This window comes from Herbaspirillum sp. NPDC101396 (assembly GCF_044767365.1).
Lineage (GTDB): Bacteria > Pseudomonadota > Gammaproteobacteria > Burkholderiales > Burkholderiaceae_D > Herbaspirillum.
Window position 1 is genome coordinate 303,154 of record NZ_JBIWNT010000006.1, and the last position, 17,168, is coordinate 320,321.

Below are 17,168 nucleotides of genomic sequence, written 5' to 3' on the forward strand. Positions count from 1 at the left end.
GTCGACGAAAAGGTACGTAGGGCAGTTTTCGATGCGTGCAATCAATTCCGCATTGCGGTTGGAGAAATCCCTGAAGAGCTTCTCTCGGAATTTCGGACCCAACTGGAAACGACTAGGCAAGTCTTGTATCCACCTAAAAGCAGAGCTACTCAAGTTTTTGACTTGGCTCTCGCTATCCTGCCTCGAACGATATAATTTTTGCAGACTAAGAGCATTCCTGCCGCAATCAATGTTTATCTCCAGTGAATTTCTTCAATCGTTTTGCTCTTCGTCCTAAAGGTTGAGTTGAGAAAAGAAATCGAAAGACATCGACGCTCCGCCAAAGAGTTTGATCCAATGGCGCCATCATCAAGGTGATGCGTGACCGAACAGAGTGTCCCTTCAATTCTGCTCCGAATCTTGAAGCGAAGCCTTGAGTCCCGTTGGGTTTCATTTTCCAGGGGTACTCTTGAAGAAGATCATATGCCTTGGCCAAAAGAGACCTGTAGAGGCCATTGTCCCTGCGTTGTTCTGCTTGGAGCCGGCTAAGTACCCTCTCTTTAGTAAGTTCACATATTTCCTCAATAGTGCCGCCAAATAAGACTGACAGTAAAAAGATGAGGTAGTCACGTTTAACGGAGGCCAATGCGGTTCTGCGGGTTGGGGTCGTAAGAGTGAGTTCCTCAAATATATCCCGCATTGCCAAAAGATCTTGTTGAGTGGCGTGGCGGCGCTGGCTCATCAAGTCATTTAGCACCGCGCTTTCAGAAATCCCCAACGCTCTTCTGACATCGGCTTTGGTTGTCTTGGGATTCGTGGATTTGAGACGGTCGATCATCTCTGTAGCTTGGTTCAGACTGATTGCCCGGTAGTGGCGGACGGTCAGCTTTTCGCTAACGATGGTCTGAAACCAGGCCGGCGCGATATGAAGAATTTCTCCGAAATGATGTCGCTGTACACCGGAATGTTGAGCGACTTCTACAAAACGGTGAGGCCAAGATTCAAGAAGCCAGGTTGCGGCCTGAATTACAGGTTGTCTTTGTATAACATTTAGTTGCTCGATCGTGTGCGCTTTAAAGTAATCGATGGCTAGTTCTGGGAAAACGGACTGCCTTAGTTTGTCGCGAAGTTTCTCGGATCGGCGCCGCATAAGGAATTGTGAGACAACCCAAAGACCTTGAAGATAATCATATCTGTTCGATGCCTGGGCTATGCTATCGGGCAGTTGATCGCTGCGCAGTGCCGGCCAGACAGACCGGAAATTACCTGGCTGTTCAATAGAGGAAAAGGTGCTCAGATCAGATCGACAGCTTGAGCAGTAATGAACCGGGAGCCATCCCTTGCGCCGCTTAAATTCACTTGCTGTCGGCCATATACGTTCTCGGCATTGCGGGCACCGATCAAGAAGTGTTCTACCGTGTGTGTGACAAGAGGTAACGAAGGCAAATCGCCAAGCGATTCGATAGTAAGGAGTTACATCTTCTCTCAGGCACATTGGACAAAACATTGAGCCGGAAGAGATCGAATTGCCATTGGCCTCTAGTGCAATTAGCCACCGAATTTTTCCGGAGAGTCGAGATTTTGCATTGCCAATCCAATAGTCGGCCGTCATTCTTTCTAACGATTGACGCTCCACGGAGAGCGAATGTTGGATCCAATCGATATCTCCTTCTTCTGGAAGCCTGTCAGGATCTTTATTTTTTTCATTCCGATTCAGCGGGAATCGATGAAATCCATTCTCGAGGCCCGAGCGCTGCCGCCATGATGAGAGCGATTCACCGAGCAACGGTGACTTCCGTATCAAGAACATGGCGAGCTCAATCCGGCACGTAAGAAAGGGCAGACCGAAGTTCTTCTATGACGGGGGCCAGAGCTGGTAGTGACTTTTGCCAAGGGGAATTTAGATACATCGCGCGGTCTACATTGAAGTTTTTCAATCTCAAGCAGATCTTCTCCATAAAATTATTTGGCCAGTTCTCTATCAACACTTCTAGTTCGCCCAAATCTTTCGGCCCAAACTGCGGATACGCCACCTTTGCTGTGACAGAGGGGCTGTCAACTAGCACTCCTTGAAGAAATCGCCCGATTTCATATTCGAGTTCTGCAATACCCGCCGGCATGGTTTGCCCTGGCAGCCGCCAAGGGGCAAAAATTTTAAAGAACTGCGGAAGCCATTCGGGCACACCAATGCGTTCGGTGGTCGTTAGGTCGGCGCCGCACGGACAATACTGACGTTTTGTCCGTCGATAAAAAAGATAGTCGGAACACGCATGGCACGTGTTGTGTAGAAGGAGTTGATGAGCTGCACAGAAAAATTCGAAACCTAGGTTGAACGATGGGGGAGTTGGGATTCTTGAGGCAACGCATTCGGGGCAGATTTTTGAGCGCCCTCCCAAGCCGATTCGATTTAAATCGTACCCATGTGCACGCGCTACCAGTTTGCCTTCAACGAGAGAGCATTTGCCGTCAATTGCAGCAACAAGAATCTCCGTAGGTGTCGTTACCAAATCGGCGTAGCTTACGCCCAGGATCTTATTCAGCATCTGAAAACTGGGGAGATGATTGTCTTCGACGATAGTCATCAAGTAGTCTTGCCGACATTGCTCTTCGAGTGGACGAGGTCTGACTAAGAGTGGCTTTCGGTTTGGTTGTTTTTTGGGACGAGAACGGTAGGGCATTCTTGAATCTCTCATGGATGTAACCCTCTCGGTGAGCGCAGGGGGGGATTGGATTTATCGAACCAATTGAAAAATGGTTCATATTCCTGTGTTAGAGGTCGCTTTGGGCCCGTGGGAAGAAAAGGATTGAGACCCAAAGCCAATGCATCCTTGTGAATGAGGGGAAATGCGTTGGCAAAGTCTTCTTGGCAAAGATGTTCCCGCCCAGAAGCCACCGCCAGTGCTACTGCTTCGATGAATAGCTGAAAGATGTAATCAGGTATGCCAAATGTCGCGTAGTGAATTTCCTTTACGAGAGACTCATCTAGATCGCTCGCCGGATTCGCTAGAGGAAGAGCGGCATAGAGATGGCGCAGGAAGCGTGTGAACAGTGCTAAGTGACGATCCGTGTTTGTGTAAAAGTAGTCGATATGGAGCTGCTTTACCGTTCGCCGTCTTAGTTGACTATTCGAGTACACAATCGGCATGGCGGCAGACGTTCCCAGCAAAACGACTGTGCGCTTACTCGACTCAATTAAATTACGTATCCAGTTTCCGATCAGTTGTATGCCCTTGACTCCCCGTCTGTCAGGGACATCATGAACGTTATCGACCAAGATAACTTTTGTCCCAATTTTAGGGAGCAGTGTTCGAATTCTTGAATCAAGTTCTATCGCGGTACCTACGTTCCATGTTGGATCTCCCATGGCAGCCAGCATGGCTCGTCCCATCGATCGATCTGATGGGCTTGGAGGTATATCAAATTTCACGACCGGTACACGCGTGATGGCGTCGCCGATCTCATCTGGCCACCGTGACTTGAGAAAACGGCAGAGGTGCGTCTTCCCGGCGCCGGACGGTGCTAAAACAAGGATGCCGGCACCGGTGTTTTCATTTTCACACCTGAGGGAGCGACGTCGGATTTCGTTTGCTGCCAGAACAAAATCAGGGTGATTTACATGCATTGAATTTGCCATGTAGTGTTGTCTCTCTAAAATAGAGACGCCTCGCCAATTTCGAGGTTCAGATATTTGATCCACGATTAGAAATCCTCTGGAAAATCCCACGCATCATCGAGTTTTCCAAGCTCGATCTGAGAGATTTGATTGATTTGATATTCAAGCTCACTTACGAATTCATGTTCGCCAATCGGCTCATCAGATGAGCCTCCTGAAGCTGGGATCGGCCCAATCGTATTGGCCCAGCGTCGGTCTTTTCTATTCTTTGACATACCGGCTTGAGACGTCAGTAGCCGCAATTCTTCTCGCGCATCCAATAGCTGAATGATCGCCGGATTTCTGAGACCTCTATCTCGCGTCATCTTGCGAATCAATTTGTGTTGCGACAGGGTGAGGGCATTCGTATAGTTGGGTGTGGTGCTATTAACGATGAAATAGGTTTTGCTTCGGGGATCTAAAATGAAGACTCTGGAAAGCACATTCGGGTGAAAGCGAAATGTCACTTTGAATTTACTTCCACAGCTCCGTTGCAATTCAATTAGTTCTTGGCTCTGATAGCAAAGACCTGTGAACTCCAATCCTGACGGGCGTAACCGAACGCTATGCTCGACAGTGAAAATGAAATCAAACTGGTCCAGATTACTGGGGAGTCTTTGGTGTACATGACGCATTTCTGAATGCCAAATTTGACGAGGTGTTAATCCGCCATCTCGAGGGGTATTGCAGTAGATTTCGTATGCCCACTTTTGCAGCCTTTGCTTAAAAACCTGCAGGCTCATATTTGCGCTGGCAAGTGCGTGCTGTTCTCCATCAAGCGAACGCTTTGTTCCAATAAAACCTGGCGTCTCCGCAAACAGCCCCGAACTCATTCTGTTATTGAAATCTTCAACAATAGATTTTTCAGATCCTGTATCTGGTGTCGCCCAGGCGGAAATAGATCCGGATGATTCCAACGTCGCCCGCTCAATAGCTTTTGAATGGTTATAAAGCGCATTGTCAAAAATTGCGACGGAACAGATGCCGAAGAATTCTGGGGAGTTCTTAAGATGAGCGAACTCGATATCCGATAAGGACTTCGGTAGTATTGCTCGCCTAAAGGCATCTAGAGCGGAGACTGTGCTTCTGTGCTTGTCTCCGATCGACAGGCCAAGTGGAACAGCGCTATATTGATCGACACCTGAAGTGACAAAGGCGCGACCATAAGGAAGTCCAGATCGGTCGTCTATCAGAAAGACTCTAGTATCCTTATCATCAAACTCAACAACCTCTAAAGGCGATTGAGCTCGATCCCTGGGAAACCAGCTATGGAAGATCTTCTTTGCATATCGGGCACCATGATTGCGGAAGCAGATCGTGTAATTACCGAATTCTCTCCTTGTGAGCCGCTCAATGGTCGAGCGACTTGGCATCATTGTAAAAATGTGCGTTTGATTTCCCGTACTGAGTAGTTGCTTCTTGAGATCTTTTTCGATCTCAAAGAACCGAATTTTGCTTTCAGGATCATTTCTGATTCGGTTCCAAATATTTTCTAAGGCATTCATCGCCTCCGTTGAAATACGCCGTCGGCCAGGGCCTCCGCGCTTGGCGAAATTAGGAATAACAACCCGCATGTCTCCATCAACAGCATCCAGCTTACGTGACCATCGATAGATGGTATCGAGCGAAGGGATTGTGATATCGAGAGTGGCCTCGGACTTAATCACTGCGTCTGAGATTTTTGCATAGTCGAGTGCCAACAATGGTGTCGGTCTTAGATTCGCATGGCCTAAGGCGCGAAGTGCTTTTATGAAGTAGGACACCGAAATTCCATGTTTTATTGCCGCAGAGCTCTGACTTTCTATTTGTTGTTTCTTAAATGTATTCTCATGGATCTGGATTTCTGAGAGATGCATGTCCGCAGGAGCCTCTCTCAAAGGAATGATCTCTTGGGATAGATACATCTGGTAAAGCTGATCCATAGCAATGAGTTTCTTCTCTAGAGATCGAAAGTTCTCGATTACGCAATGTGCCTCTCGTCTCTCTACGATCATAAAGACAGTGAGATCTCGTTCAAACTTTTGGCCCGGAGAGAAGGAAAAATCGTTTGAAGAGAGGCCGCGGAGGAGGGCGCCGGCTGTCAAAGATATCGTCATGACTAACATCCCTCCAACGAATCCCACCAACGATCAACCTCACACCTGGCATCCAAGAAAACTGCGGGAATATCGATAATCGGTCGCGTCGAGACAGAGGTAGTTGCTGTGAATTCCCTTGTGATCGGGAAGAACGTTTTCCCTGACCAAGTTGCGGCGTAAATGACTCCGTAGTCGTAACCATGATGTTGGAGTTCTTCGACAGACAAGGTGCCAAGTGCTTCAAGATGCTTCGCAAACGCAACGCATTCATCTGGTTGCACACTGTTGGAGTGCCGGTGCATGTTAATCAGGTTGTGCCGCGTCGCTACGTTGAGAGGGTGTTGGTCTGTCCAACAAACATAGGCAAGACCAGCCTGCTGAAAGACTTCGCGATTCCTATCCAATGAGGCCTGTATGAAGCGCGTAATAAAACGAGCGCTTTTTACCTCAATGACATATATCTTCTTGCACGGAGCTACCGCAATGAAGTCAGGCACGATCTGTGCGCCAAATGTCTGAGGTTCTGTTTTGAAGGGTTGTTCTTTAAATTTACTTATGTAACCGAGGGTAATGAGGTATTCCAGAGTCAATGCAGCGAGTGCTTCATTTCTTCCTTGGCCACCTACGTAGCGTCCGAGGTTACGCGACCAGAACTGATGATATTGAGTAAATTTGGAACGGCCCTTGAGGGCTCGCACCGGTGGGGTGTGAAAAACATGGTCTAGCCAACCTGGCGAACCAAGTGAATGGATTTCTTTAGGCATAGGGTCTCCCTTCCACGGCAGGCGCGGAATAATGCGGCATTTCAGCAAGCAAGGGGTTGACCTTCGGGCTAGAGAACGATATCTTCGAATTGCGGGTTCTTAGATATCAATCTTTGACCAAAAGGCGGCGGATCTCGAATTGTGGGGTTCGTCGCTTTTTACTTTTTACATAATTATTTTTCCTCCAATATTGCGCGGATCCGATGTAGCTTGGCCGCCGGCAGATTTAACGCACTGCTTATAAACTCGAATTGCTCGGCCGCACTCTCGGTGGCATCAAGTCGATATGGTTTTAACCAATCCGTGCGGGCCAATTCAAACAATTTCTGTCTTTCCAATTCCGTAAGCCGAAGTGCCGCCGAAATACGTTTCAACGTATTTGGCGGAGGCGCCGCACGACGAGCATTCTCTATCTGTGAGTAATAACCTCGATTTAATCGAGCATCATTCGCTACGTCTGCTTGAGTCAGACCTCTAATAACTCGAAGTCTAAAAAGCTCGCCGCTAAAGCTAACCAATTCGGAAGAGGGGTCGCGGTGGCTCATTTTGCGTGCCGATGCGTGGGTATGTTAACGATCTGGGAATCGTAACTGAAACGAATGAATGTTGCAAATAATCGTTTAAAATCAATTACTTAGTTCGTATCGTTAGTGCGATACGTAATTGGCGAATTAAGATGTTCTTTTATTAGGAGGGATGAAATTCGTTCAGCGAGTGAGTTTGCGGTGTAGAGCATCTTCAACAGCTTCATCGAATCCGACCTCGGGATCGACCAAGATTAAATTTCGACATCCTGGAGGAAAAAGCCACTCGCTGTCGTCTAGAGCGATCCAGCCCTCATACTCACGCCCTGCATTGCGTAGCCACAGATCGATCTCGGCCTGGCGTAAATATCGATTATCCAAATGATCCAAAACTGGTGTCACGTCTATGATTCGCCTCTGTATGTCATCGGAGAAATATCCACGCAATTGAGTCAGCGAGTATTCTTGTCTCCAGGCGCTGGAGATAACTATGTCTATCTCATTAAATTTTCGAAGAGTGATCTCAAGTTGTGGAAGGCGTGACAGGGCTCCATCCTCTCGATTTAGCGGATGCAAAACGCCATCAAAATCCAAAAATAAAATCATAGCCTTGGGATTAAAGACGATTCAAAACGAGATACGGTAGCCGGTTGATCATACGATCTGATCCAAATGATAGTGCAAAGAGATCTTTGGGCAAGCTGAAGTAGAATTTCTCATTCGGACTAAAAAATAAGAGGGGATGTGTGACTCCAAGCTTTTGGCCACAAACACTTGTCGATTGGGCTCAAGTGATTTCCGCGATAGCGACTGCAGCGTCTGTAATGGTCGCACTTCGACTAGCCTCTCGAAATGAGCGCGAGCGACTTGACCTAACGACCATAAGCCATCACGAGATCACTATAGGCGTGGGAGCGCGGGGCGCAAGTGCTCGTCTTAATCTGGTGACTAGGATAACGAATATAGGCCAGCGCCCTGTAGAAATTGCTAGGGTAGATATTTATCAACCCACCGCTAGAACGAAGTGGCGATGGTTTTTATGGGACTTGGGTTGGTCAACGCGCCAGATACCAGTTTTATTTCGTCGTATCATCGGCATTTATGTCGTATGTCATTCCGTCACACCTATTCAGCGGCGCAGTAATCCCACCAATTTGATTGCTTTCGGTGAAGGTTTAGAGTGTATTTTCGACATCGATCGCCTACAAATTAACGAGCAGATTGATGAATGCGTTAGTCGATGTGTTCTAGTGGTACAAACGGCCTCACATCACATAAAGTACCGGCGCTTTAATGCCCAACAGGCGGAAAGCATCATCCAGCACATTAAAGACAGACTAAGTGTCTAAACACCTAGATCTAAGTTTCAGATGAACGGAGCATGTCTGCGTCTATGTTCATTCAATCTATGGCACCGCAAGTATTCGATAGCAAAAAATCTCCTGAGAGTATTTTCGGTCGAAAATCTATTATTCGATGTAGCAGAGAAACTTGAGATGCAACCTCTTCAGATCATCCGTTATAAGCTCGAACTTAGCGGATCTCTCGCATTCCGTCGCCTTGACTCGAATCGCAAACGTACGCTTGCCAATGTCTTTTAGGTCGAAGGGATTGCCAAACGCGCCGCCTGGAAGCGGTGTAACAAAACGGAACTGATCAATATGGTCCCAGTGCGCAGCAATTTCAATCAGCCGCTCTGGATCGTCGTGTCTCAGTTGAAATACGCCTGTATCGAGCAATTTTGTACTTCCTGCTCCAGGTATGTCCGGCGGCGGTTCTATTTGCTCAACGTAGACTTTGCAGTTAGAAAGAGTCTTGCCGCCCGTGTTCCTGATTCCGATTTTAACTGTGCTTAATCTGCGACCAGATTGGATTTCATTCATATGATAGCGCTCGCTTGTGTCGCTGAACATCTCGATCTTCGGCGGAAGCGTAGATTGGAGGCCGTGAATAGCGTTCACGCTCGACGCCCGAACCCATCCATCTAGATTGTTAGTCGCAGACAACTGGCGAATCGAGTTCCCCACTTGTATGCGGATATCTTTAAGATCCTCAATTGAGCTGCACATCTTACTCAGAACGGTCCTGCGAAATTCAGTCAACATTTTAGAATCGTTACGCTCGATTGCATCCAGTCCCAGCGACCCGCGGGCCTTCTCTTGAATCGCATTTTCATTCAGATACAACGCGAAGAATGGTTTGCCCGTCTTCTCCGCATACTCGTACTCAAGCTGAATGTAGCTCTTGCCGGAGTCAGGATCAATACTGCCGTAGCGCCCACCAAGTATGAGCATGAAGATGTCACAACTATCGATCCATCGCTCGATCACTTCAATCTGTTTCTTGTCGGCAGCCGCGAATAACTCCATGCCGGCCGGGATGTGGCCGGCCTCCAAAATGGCCGAAACAGCTGCTTGGCGCTCGTTCTTCATGTCCATATAGGTGGACGAGATAAACACCTGATATTTCTTATCCATTTCGCGGTGGTCCCTGAGTCGTGATTAAATGACCAAAAGTCTATCATCCGGTGATACCGGCACCGAGGATGATTGCCGACTGTTTACTCATTTAAAGAGGATAGGTTTATGAGTATAGGTAGCACGTCGCGAAATCACCACTGGATTCCCCAATGTTATCTCAAGGGTTTTTCTAGAAGTCGCAGCAAGAATGCCAAACTGTTCGTCGTCGATGCGATCGGCCGGAAGACTTTCAACACTGTGCCGCGCAATATTGCCTCAGCACGTGATTTCAATCGAATTGAAATCGATGGTGTATCGCCAGACCAAATTGAATCCGATTTTTCACACTTTGAGGGAAATGTGGATAGGGCACTTCAACGAGTAATTGAAAGTCGCCAACTAGGCAATACAGAAGATCACAATCTCATTCTAAATCTGATTGCACTACTCTCTGCACGCAATCCACGGACGCGTGAAAATTCGCGGCAATTCCAGGAGAAAGTCATCAAACAGATGATGGGACTGACGGTCGCAAAGAAGGAGCGTTACGAAGCTAGTTATAAACAGGCGATTGAAGCTGGCTTCATGACGTCTCACGATGATATTGCGTATGAGACGATACGTGACTTCGTTAAGAACGATCAATACACGATTGAAGTTCCAACCACGCGGCACATCGAACAGGAGCTTAGATTAGTTGATACGATCCTACCGTTGTTGGGTGAGCGGAATTGGCTTCTCCTGAGAGCGCCAGCCAATACGAGCGGCTTTGTGACATCTGATCATCCGGTTGTATTGCAATGGAGTAGCCATAGAGAACGAGGATTTTTTAACTCGCCTGGATTCGCTCTTCGAGACACGGAAGTAATATTTCCAATTTCCAATGAGCTCGCAATGATTGGTAGCTTTGAAGTAAACAATGAAGTTATCGATGCGAACATCAAGGTTATGGCAGTGATCAATGGGGCAATTATTGCTCACAGCAATAGGCAAGTCTACGCACGGGATGATCGATTTCAATATTCATTATCCCGAGATGTGATTCGGTGGGGGGCAGATCTGCTGAAGGATTTGGCAAGTCCATCGGTATCCAGCCTCTAAAAATTTTCGCCAATCGACCGCCCAATAAAAAACTGTGTGGAGACAAAAAGCCTTCGTCTTACGATAAGCGTGTAGTAGACGCGAACGTCCTTGCTTCTGAATCGCGATGTCTATTCATTCGTCGTTACAGCGAACGCCGAGACTCCGCCGATAAAATCATGAATATGCTCCCAGTTTCTTGATGCAGTCCCGGTTGCGTACGGGTTAGTTACACTACAATTGGTTAACTAGATTGCCACAAGAGAAATATCAACTGCAGTCGTTTCCGGGGGGATACATGACAAAACCAATTCGCTTGGCGTGTGTTGAGGTGTGTAATTTTCGACGTCTATCGAAGACACGCCTTGAATTCGATGAGACGACCACAACGCTCGTCGGTGCTAACAACAGCGGAAAAACTTCGATTCTGACGGTGCTGCGGAATTTCTTGAGCGAGTCCCCAGGCTTTCGGCCATTCGATATTAGCCTTGGACAATGGGCAAAATTGCGTGAGCTCGGGTTGCAGTGGGAGTTACTGGAGCAGAATCCAACTATCGATGTTGGGGACGTCGAGCTCTGGGAGCATCATTACAAAGAGCTTTTGTCCTGCATGCCCTATATCGACCTGTGGTTCGATGCCCAAGAAGGTGCATATAGTTTGGTTGCCCCATTCATCACTTCGCTGAAATGGGCCGGTGGTGCCGTAGGTGCGCGAGTCAGACTTGAACCGGTTGTCGATATAGATGGACTGCGCAAACTGGCCTGGGACTATCGGGAGGCTCGTTTGCCGGTTAAAGGCCTGGCGAAGGACGGGCATGCGTGGCCCACCGACTTGCTAGACTTTTGGCTTCGTAGTGCCATGGACCTCCGTCGAGCGGTGGCATATCGCCTAGACCCTGCAAAGGGGCCGCTGGTCGACAAGATGCGTCGAGACGTACAGGAATTGCCTGCAAATGCGCTGCCTATTGAAATGACCCTTTTGCGAAAAATTCTTCGCGTGGATTTTATTCCGGCACAACGTGGTTTAGGTACGGAAGAAGGGGAATCGAAATCGTCAGGAGCGGCGGTACGGCCTGGTCTTTTCTCGGCGCAGCTCCTCAAGTTCGCTCGGCAGCATTTGAATGTAACTCCTTCTGGCCAGGGTAATAGAGAGGAGTTGGTCAGCGCCATTGCTAAAGCCCAGTCTGACCTAGATAAGACGATTCATGATGCACTCAAACCCGCCATGGAGGATGTGGAAGTCCTAGGTTATCCAGGATTGCACGACCCGCAGCATATTCATTTCCGGACCCGAATTCAAACTTCGGACCTTCTTTCAGATGGAACGGCGGTGCAATATCGCTTGGACAATACGGCAGAGGATGAATCTCTCCCAGAATACTCCATTGGACTTGGTTACCAGAATCTTCAATCGCTTAGCTTCATGCTCGTTTCTTTCCGCACAGCACGGCTCAATGACGAGAAGGGGCCACCCGCGGCGGTGCATCTGGTTATGGTCGAGGAGCCGGAGGCTCATTTACATGTCCAAGTTCAGCGCAGTTTCGCAAAGAATGCTCATTCGTTGATTTGTCCACGGGACCCGATACATAGCAACCTGTGTAGCCAGCTACTAATAAGTACGCATTCTAGCCATCTAGCGCATGGCGATAGTTTCACGAAGCTCCGCTACGTCAAGCGGATTCCAGGAAATGGTGCCGGCATTAAGCCGAGCACCGAGGTTATCAACTTGGGTGATGTTTTCGGTAACGATATCGAGACGCGGATATTTGCTGAGCGCTATTTCCAAATCCAGCACACTGATTTGCTCTTTGCTGATGGAGCTATCTTCGTCGAAGGAACGGCTGAGAGAATGCTGGTCCCTCTCTTCATCAACAAATACTTCGCAAATCTCGCGTCGAAATACATTTCCTTCCTTGATATTGGTGGCAGTCACGCCCATCGTCTCAAGCCTCTTGTCGAGAGGTTGGGCATCCCTACGGTAGTTATAACGGACATTGACCCTGTCGTGCCAGCAGTGAGTAAGAAGGGGCGGGCGGTAAAGAAGGCGGCATATATCGACAATCGTAAGGATATCGAATGTGGAAACGACACTCTCACAGGATGGCATCCGAGGATTGAGGAATTTTCTGCCTTTGCGAAGCCCGAGGAAAAGGATTTGGTTTTGACCTTGGAATCTGGCCTTAAAGTTCGATTTTCGTGGCAGCTACCCGTTGCTGCCGCGGAAAATCAATGGCCGAGTTCGTTTGAGGATTCCTTAGTTTTATCCAATCTCAATTGGATTAAGCAGTTAATAAATGAAGAGAAAGAAGCCAATAGAGACATCTATAAGGGAACCTTGGGAAAGGTTGTAGGTTTAGTCGCTGATTATGAAGACCACAAGGAACTGCTAGCCCAGCTTCACGAAATGTTGCACGGCAGTTTTGATAAAGGGGACTTTGCCGCCACCGTATTTGAGAAGCTCAATGCCGGCGCTCCAATTATTTGCCCCGAATACATCGCGAGCGCACTTAAATGGATGACCCAACAGCTGACTGCGCCTGCAGTGGAGGAGCAATGAACGCGCCTCTGGATGCTGGTAACGAGCGCGATACAGGGGTAGTCGAGGCAATCTGTAGTTATGTTACCGCCTCTCCACCACGCAGCTTCTTTCTCTTTGCGGGCGCTGGCTCTGGAAAAACCAGGACGCTAATCGAAGTATTGCGCAGAATAACCGGGGTAGTCAGTCATGATGCTGGAGGCTCCTATGCTGAGCAACTTCGGTCACGGGGTCAATCTGTTCGTGTCATCACTTACACAAAGAATGCAACCGCAGTGGTCAGGGGACGTTTGGGAGAGAACTTTCTGACGGAGGTCTCGACGATCCACGCATTCTGCTGGGAGCTTATAAAGGGATTCGACTCCGATATTCAGGAAGCACGCCTCGCAAACATCGCTGAGAAACTCCAAGAAGCAATAAACCATGCAAATTCAAAAAAGGGAAAAGAGACTGATACCGATAGAAGAAAATACGCAGAACTGGATGCAGAAGCTGCCGAGATTCGTGCCGTAGAGACCTTCATCTATCACCCTGACCGGAATACCTATGGCCCTGGAGCTCTTGCACATAGTCATGTTATTGATGCGGCGGCGTGGCTTATAAGAAATCGGAAGACCCTTCAGAAGATTCTTGTCGACAAGCACCCATTGATTCTTATCGATGAATCGCAGGATACGATGAAGGGCATCTTGGATGCTCTTTTCGAGCTGTCAGAGGCTTACCCCGGAAAAATCATATTGGGGCTGTTGGGGGACCATCGGCAGCGTATCTACCCAGATGGTCATGCGGACTTACCATCACGTGTACCCAAGGGGTGGGAGCGCCCAGCATTGCAGATGAACCATCGCAGCCAGAAACGTATTGTTGACCTGATTAATGACATATGGGAGGCTGATATAGATGGACGAACCCAGGCGAAGGATGGTGTTCGACAACATTCGCGGACTGAGAAGAATGGCGGTAAGGTTCGAATTTTCATCGGCGACACAGATAGAAATCCGCTAGAGAAAATCGAGCTAGAGCGGCAGTGTGCTGCTGTTATGTCTGGAGAGACAGGTGAGGTCGCGTGGTTACCAAAAATCCGTGGTTATAAAACACTAGCCTTGGAGCATAAGCTCGCGGCTAAGCGTGGGGGCTTTCTCGACGTTTACGAGGCGATGGATTTACTAGACCCTGATTCATCCTCGCCAAAGCCGAACGGAGAGCGGTCTGGTCCAAGCATGGTGCGCCCGTTGCTGGGAGCAATCTGCGACTTGGCTTCTTGCATACACGACGACCAAGCTTTGGACGAGCGTTCAGCGATGGAAGTACTTCGCGGCGAGGGCGTGTTGGCCAGATTGCCTCAGCGAGATGAAGAACGCCGGGCTGCAGTCAACAAGATTCATGACGCAATCACGGCATTTGTCGCAGAGATATCGGTTGATGGGGCAACAGTACGAGGCGTCTTGGCGCCAATTATGGATGCCGAGGTATTTGACTCCCATCGTCGCTTGGTCGAAGCTTATCAGGACAAAGAGGAACCGCCACCTGAACCAGAAAAAAAGTCCCAGGAAACAGTCGAAAATCGACGCAAGCGTGGATGGCATGCACTATTCAAAGCGCCATGGGTGGAAGTTCAAAGGTATCGAGCCTATTTGAACGGAGATGCTGAGCTTGCTACTCATCAGGTCGTCAAAGGTTCCGAATTCAAACATGTCATGGTGGTGATGGACGACGGCGAGGCCGGTGGATTCTTGTTTGCCTACGACAAGGTCATTGGTGGAATGGAGTTGAGCAAGAATGACCGGAAAAACATTGAGGAAGGCAAAGAAACTACTGTCGATAGAACACTGAGGCTCCTGTACGTTACGTGCAGTCGGGCCGAAGAGACGCTTCTACTTGTCCTTTGGGCCAGTAATCCTGATGCTGCCGAGGCGGCCGTACAGAAAACCGGTTGGTTTTTCAAGGAGGAGATTTCAAGAATTAAGTAAGCTGTCTTTTGCTCGGTGCACGGGGTTTTCCGCAAAAGCAGGTGGTGATTCCTCTTCTTTCCATCGTTTCCTTTGCATTTATCTAATACATGCAGCGTACTCACTATTCAGCGATTCAATCGCCTTTGATACAGGGGCTATCTGCGCGCTGCATTTTCTCAAGAAAGTGTTTCAGTTCCGCCACCTTATTGGGCATGGAGAACGCGATATATTTTCTCTGAACAGCTTCGATTTCAGGATCACGTATGAGGATTATCTTCAGGAGCTAATTCGGTGAGCTGAGTTAATCAAGCTCACCCATCGGTAGTACGCGCGGTCGGCCATTTTGTCTCTGGTGCCGCGATGCGGCGCTTGCGCTTCTCAATGGCCTTGTCGACCTTCTCAAGAGGATGGTCGAAGAAGTGCTGCCGAAAGGTATTTTTGAGCGAGGTGTTGTTCGATTGAGAAACACGCTTGGCTAGTTCGCCACCACTCACGAGCAGCAACTTGAATTTTCTGACCTCCTTCTGTTTTGCGGCAATCATTGCTAGTGCGTTTTCAGACAATTTTCCGGTTGTCCAGAACTCAAAAATGTGGGGGGCGTCACGCCAATCTGATGTGACAGCCGCAGCACGGCGAATTAATGGGATACGGTCGTTTAGCCATCGTTCCACATCAGCATCGGAAACAGTGCCCCCTGGTCTATAACCCTTGCATTCGATGAAGCGGATGGGGTTGTTGTAATGTCTGACCAATAGGTCCACTTCGGCTTTGGCTCCCATTTCGTCTCGAACGACTTGATTCATCGTGATTTCAGAGCTCGCCTCACTCGTGCGTACATACTCTGCGACTAGATACTCGAAAAGAGCTCCTCTGAGATTTACAGCTGCTCCTTCAATATGAGACAAGTTCGTGAAAATCTCATCCAGCCGTTCTAGCCCGCTTGCGCTGGGATATATATCAGCCAATAAGTTGGCCAGCTTTGTCAGAGCAGCGGCTACCTCTTTCCCGAAAAGAGTTTCCGTCGTTGCCGGTACAATCCCTTCCGACCTGGCAAGCAAGAACGCATCTGGGTGATAGCCATCAGCTACGAAGAAGTGCAGGCATCGACCCACATTTTTCAGATTTCGGAGGGTCTTGCATTTGTTGATGAAGGGACGAATGTGTTCTTCACGGATATTGGTTCCGAGTAGAACGTCGCACGCCAGAAATCCTGGCTTCGGTGTAGTTCCATTCCATTGCACCATCGGGGATAGATAGGACGGACCAGTCAGATCCCAGCTAAAGGTGCCGACGCGCGGTTGCTTTTCATCTTCGCTCTGGTCTCTCACAGCCACTTTTTGATAGCTCACAAATCCCAGGTCTCTAGCCCAATCTCGCACGGCCCCGAGAAGAACTTCTTCGGTGCGTAAGCGTGCACGCATTCTCGCAATCTCTACAACATCTGGCGGACGTTGATTGCCAAGTTCAATGCATTGGCCGACACCAGGTACATCGACCAACTGAACAAGTTTGGACGCAAGAAGAATTTCCAATATCTTAGCAGGCGAAAGATGGCCCTTTTGGGCCAATGGCGCGCCGCAGGCAATCTCGAAATGTTTCCGTGGCATGATTCCGCGGCGGGCAAGGAGGCTGGCTAGGGCACCGCCATATGAAACGCTGTTCTTAAGTAAGTCGCGGATTAAAGCATCCCAAAATATAGGAGAGGCGTAATCGCGTTGGAAATAGAGAAAGTGGGCATTGCGAGGAAATTTGATGTATGCCAACTTTTTGACGGTCTTGTTTCGCGAGACCTTTTGGCGGGCATTCACGGCAGTAACACCGTATTTCTCCACTAAAATCGAAACAAGTGTCGTACTGACGCAGGGCCCATATTTGTCTAAAGCCAGTTCTACGACGTCCATCAGTTCCCCTCATGACTGTCACTCGGCGCTATTTACAACTGGGTGTCACACTGCGCTATTTATAACACGTAACTACGTGCTGTATCGTTACGGAAGAGATGGTGCTTATTCGTGACAGTAGCACGGGCGTTTCAAGGCGATGAAATGCTAAAAAGCGGAGAGGCTCGTCACAGTCGCCCTTTTTAAGTTCATCGGCCAACCGATTTTGAATATGGCATGTATCGACATTCCCTCCGGATTCCG

Annotated in this window: 12 protein-coding genes; 3 read left to right on the forward strand and 9 right to left on the reverse strand. The window is 48.6% G+C overall.

What is annotated here, in order from left to right:
- Window positions 1–226: 226 nt before the first annotated feature.
- The 8 genes from ACIROY_RS21400 to ACIROY_RS21435 form a co-directional block, all read right to left on the reverse strand.
- Window positions 227–1,789, reverse strand: a complete 1,563-nt coding sequence (locus ACIROY_RS21400) for a TniQ family protein (RefSeq protein WP_402344107.1) — start codon at window positions 1,787–1,789, stop codon at window positions 227–229.
- Window positions 1,790–1,796: 7 nt separating this feature from the next.
- Window positions 1,797–2,561, reverse strand: coding sequence for a hypothetical protein (locus ACIROY_RS21405; protein ID WP_402344110.1), 765 nt, complete (start codon window positions 2,559–2,561; stop codon window positions 1,797–1,799).
- 107 nt (window positions 2,562–2,668) lie between these two features.
- Window positions 2,669–3,676, reverse strand: coding sequence for a TniB family NTP-binding protein (locus ACIROY_RS21410; protein ID WP_402344113.1), 1,008 nt, complete (start codon window positions 3,674–3,676; stop codon window positions 2,669–2,671).
- A 2-nt stretch (window positions 3,677–3,678) separates the two neighbouring features.
- Entirely contained in the window at window positions 3,679–5,727 is a 2,049-nt protein-coding gene (locus tag ACIROY_RS21415) for a Mu transposase C-terminal domain-containing protein (RefSeq protein ID WP_402344116.1), read from the reverse strand.
- 2 nt (window positions 5,728–5,729) lie between these two features.
- The gene (locus ACIROY_RS21420) at window positions 5,730–6,473 is read right to left on the reverse strand and encodes a hypothetical protein (protein ID WP_402344119.1); all 744 of its coding nucleotides are present in this window, start codon (window positions 6,471–6,473) and stop codon (window positions 5,730–5,732) included.
- Between the two features lie 173 nt (window positions 6,474–6,646).
- Window positions 6,647–7,018: a helix-turn-helix domain-containing protein gene (locus ACIROY_RS21425; protein ID WP_402344122.1), complete on the reverse strand. Its 372-nt coding sequence runs from the start codon at window positions 7,016–7,018 to the stop codon at window positions 6,647–6,649.
- A 162-nt stretch (window positions 7,019–7,180) separates the two neighbouring features.
- A complete protein-coding gene (locus ACIROY_RS21430; RefSeq protein ID WP_402344125.1) occupies window positions 7,181–7,603 on the reverse strand; it encodes an HAD domain-containing protein in 423 nt (140 codons plus the stop codon).
- 863 nt (window positions 7,604–8,466) lie between these two features.
- Complete coding sequence (locus ACIROY_RS21435) at window positions 8,467–9,474, reverse strand: DUF4062 domain-containing protein (protein WP_402344128.1); 1,008 nt, start codon at window positions 9,472–9,474, stop codon at window positions 8,467–8,469.
- Window positions 9,475–9,582: 108 nt separating this feature from the next.
- Here ACIROY_RS21435 and ACIROY_RS21440 point away from each other — a divergent pair, with 108 nt between their 5' ends.
- The 3 genes from ACIROY_RS21440 to ACIROY_RS21450 all read left to right on the forward strand — a co-directional run bounded on the left by ACIROY_RS21440 (window position 9,583) and on the right by ACIROY_RS21450 (window position 15,042).
- Window positions 9,583–10,557 (forward strand): DUF4238 domain-containing protein, encoded by a 975-nt coding sequence (locus ACIROY_RS21440; RefSeq protein WP_402344131.1) that lies wholly within the window; start codon window positions 9,583–9,585, stop codon window positions 10,555–10,557.
- 277 nt (window positions 10,558–10,834) lie between these two features.
- Window positions 10,835–13,093 (forward strand): AAA family ATPase, encoded by a 2,259-nt coding sequence (locus ACIROY_RS21445; RefSeq protein ID WP_402344134.1) that lies wholly within the window; start codon window positions 10,835–10,837, stop codon window positions 13,091–13,093.
- Window positions 13,090–15,042 carry a UvrD-helicase domain-containing protein gene (locus ACIROY_RS21450; RefSeq protein WP_402344136.1) on the forward strand — a complete coding sequence of 651 codons (1,953 nt, stop codon included), beginning with the start codon at window positions 13,090–13,092 and terminating at the stop codon, window positions 15,040–15,042. The genes ACIROY_RS21445 and ACIROY_RS21450 overlap by 4 nt, the downstream gene beginning before the upstream one ends.
- 293 nt (window positions 15,043–15,335) lie before the next feature.
- Here ACIROY_RS21450 and ACIROY_RS21455 read toward each other — a convergent pair whose 3' ends face one another.
- Window positions 15,336–16,925, reverse strand: a complete 1,590-nt coding sequence (locus ACIROY_RS21455) for a hypothetical protein (RefSeq protein WP_402344139.1) — start codon at window positions 16,923–16,925, stop codon at window positions 15,336–15,338.
- Between the last annotated feature and the right edge of the window lie 243 nt (window positions 16,926–17,168).